Raw genomic sequence first — 2062 nt, 5'->3', positions numbered from 1 at the left:
GCGCTGGAGAAGAGGACGAAGGCGGTGAGGGGGTGGTGGGTGGTGAGGTGGTGGAGGTGGAGGGCGCCGTCGACCTTGGGGGCGAGGACGGTGGCCAGGCGTTGGGGGGTCTGGCTGGTGAGGAGGCCGTCGTCGAGGATGCCGGCGAGGTGGAAGACGGCGGTGAGGGGGCGTTCCAGGGTGGTGATGAGGTGTTCGGTCTGCTGGGGGTCGGTGATGTCGCAGGCGTGGACGTCCACCGACTCGGCACCCAACTCACGCAACTGGGCGGCGAGTTCGGAGGTGCCGGGAGCTTCGGGTCCTTGGCGTGAGGTGAGGACGAGGTGGCGTGTGCCGTGTTCTTGTACGAGGTGGTGGGCGATCTGGCGGCCGAGTTCGCCGGTGCCGCCGGTGATCAGGACCGTGCCCTCGGGATCGAGACGCGGGGCCTCGGCCTGTACCGCCTCCACCCGGATCAGTCGGGGCACATACGGCGTTCCCTGCCGCACGACGACCTCCGGCTCGGCGCCCAGGGACAGAGCGCGGGGCAGGGCGTTGAGGTCGTCCGCGTCGTCGCCCAGGTCGAGGAGGCGGATCGAGCGGTCCGGGTGCTCGTTCCTGGCGACCCGCACCATCCCCCACAGGGGGGCGTGGGTCAGGTCCCGCACGTCCTCGCCGGTGGCCCTGCGGGTGGCCCACACCAAATCGGTGTCGGCCAGACGCTCTTCGGCGAGGAGGCGCCGCAGCGTCTCCAGAGCAAGAGCCGAAGCCTCGTGCACCGCGTCAGCGGCAATCCCGAACTCGGACCCGTACTCGCCCCCGTCCTCCTCCCGGGCCCCGGCCTTGACTCCGCCCCCGCCCTCGTATGGCGCCGTCGCGTCGATCACGAGCCGCGCGGGCGGGGCCGTACTGTCTCCTTCCAACAGGGCGAACAGAGCGTCCAGGTCCGGCACTTGATGCGCCCCGAGCGCCGTCGACAGCTCGCCCTCGCCGCCCAGGACCCAGCTTCGGCTGCCGTCCACGGGAGTGCCGGGCAGAGGCACGGCCTGGAGATCGACCCGGTAGAGGTGCTCCACCGGACGGCCGGCCCGGATCTGCTCGGCGGTGGCCGTGCGGGCCTGCAGCCGCGCGTGGGCCACCGGGCTTCCCGTGGCGTCCGTGACCCAGATCCGGGCCTCTGCCGTGTCCTGGTCCCAGTCCGCGCGGACCCGCAGCTCAGTGCTGCCGACCCGGTGCAACTCGGCCGCGCTCCACTCGAAGGGGAGCAGTACGCCGCCGGACTCGACATCGTCCGTACGCACCGCCGCGAGCGACTGAAGGGCCGCGTCGAGCAGGGCCGGGTGTACGCCGTAGTCGGACGCGTCAAGGCCTTCCGGCAGCCGTACGGTGGCGTAGGCGCTGGTCCCGCGCCGCCGCAGATCGGTCACGCCCTGGAACGCCGGGCCGTACTCCAGGCCCTGCGCGCGGAGTCGTTCGTAGAAGGCGACAGGGTCCACGGACTCCGCCCCCTCGACCGGCCACTGAGCCAGCTCCGAGAACTCCGGCTGCGGTGCGCCCTCCTGGAACGAGGGATCGTCGGCGAGCGTGCCCGTGCCGTGGCAGGTCCAGTCGCTCTGGGTGTCCTCGCGCCTGCTGTGGACCGAGAGGGTGCGTCGGCCGTCACCGTCTGAGGGGCCGACCGCGATTTGAAGGCGTACGTTGCCGGTCTCTGGGAGCAACAAGGGCTCCGCGATGGTGAGTTCAGCGACGTGTGCAGCGCCGACCTCGGCGGCTGCGGCCCAGGCGAGTTCGAGGAGCCCAGTGCCCGGAGCGAGCACCGTACCGAAAACGGCGTGATCGGCGAGCCAGGGCTGCTCGGCGAGGGAGAGACGCCCGGTGAGGAGATGACCGTCGCCGTCGGCAACCGCGGTCACCGCGCCCAGCCAAGGGTGCCGGAAGGAGTCCAGGCCGAGGGATGCCGGGTCGCCCTGCCGGGGCGAGGGCTCAAGCCAGAAGTGTTCGTGTTGGAAGGGGTAGGTGGGGAGGGTTTGGTGGTGGGGGGTGGTGTGGGTTGGGGGGAGGGTGTGGGTCCAGTTGATGGGGT

General features: G+C 71.5%; 1 protein-coding gene. It reads right to left on the bottom strand.

What is annotated here, in order from left to right:
• Positions 1 to 1892 (bottom strand): SDR family NAD(P)-dependent oxidoreductase (locus AB0E78_RS41810; RefSeq protein WP_361844954.1); only part of this gene is annotated, 1892 nt, incomplete at its 3' end.
• Positions 1893 to 2062 lie beyond the last annotated feature (170 nt).

The sequence above is a fragment of the Streptomyces sp. NPDC032198 genome (assembly GCF_040636975.1).
Lineage (GTDB): Bacteria > Actinomycetota > Actinomycetes > Streptomycetales > Streptomycetaceae > Streptomyces.
Note: the sequence above shows the minus strand (reverse complement) of the source record. Positions and strands in the feature narration are given on the sequence as shown.